Consider the following 353-nt stretch of genomic DNA (forward strand, 5'->3'; position numbering starts at 1 on the left):
GGAGCTGGTCAACTCCGTGGTTGGGCTGATTATTGTGCTGATTATTAGCATGGTAGCGTAAAAGGACACCAGAGCCTGCCAATGGCAGGCTCAGACTGATGACAAAGTCTAAAAATGTGCCCGGACAGTCCCCTCGCCCCTCCGGGGAGAGGGTTAGGGTGAGGGGAACAGACCAGCAAAGTGCGCTTTGTTTATGCCAGATGCGACGCTGACGCGTCTTATCATGCCTACAATCAGTGCGGGTTTGGTAGGCTGGATAAGGCGTTCACGCCGCATCCGGCGATCGTGCACTGATGCCTGATGCAAATCCTGCTGAAAGCACACAGCTTTTTTCATCACTGTCATCACTCTGT

General features: G+C 53.3%; 1 protein-coding gene. It reads right to left on the reverse strand.

Going from position 1 to position 353, the window contains the following annotated elements; genetic code table 11:
- Window positions 1-153: 153 nt before the first annotated feature.
- Window positions 154-353, reverse strand: a 200-nt coding sequence (locus tag SB765_RS28415) for a hypothetical protein (protein ID WP_410932327.1), incomplete at its 5' end; no start/stop codon positions are given.

Origin of the sequence: Pseudomonas sp. SIMBA_067 (assembly GCF_046534675.1) — a bacterium.
Taxonomy (GTDB): domain Bacteria; phylum Pseudomonadota; class Gammaproteobacteria; order Pseudomonadales; family Pseudomonadaceae; genus Aquipseudomonas; species Aquipseudomonas putida.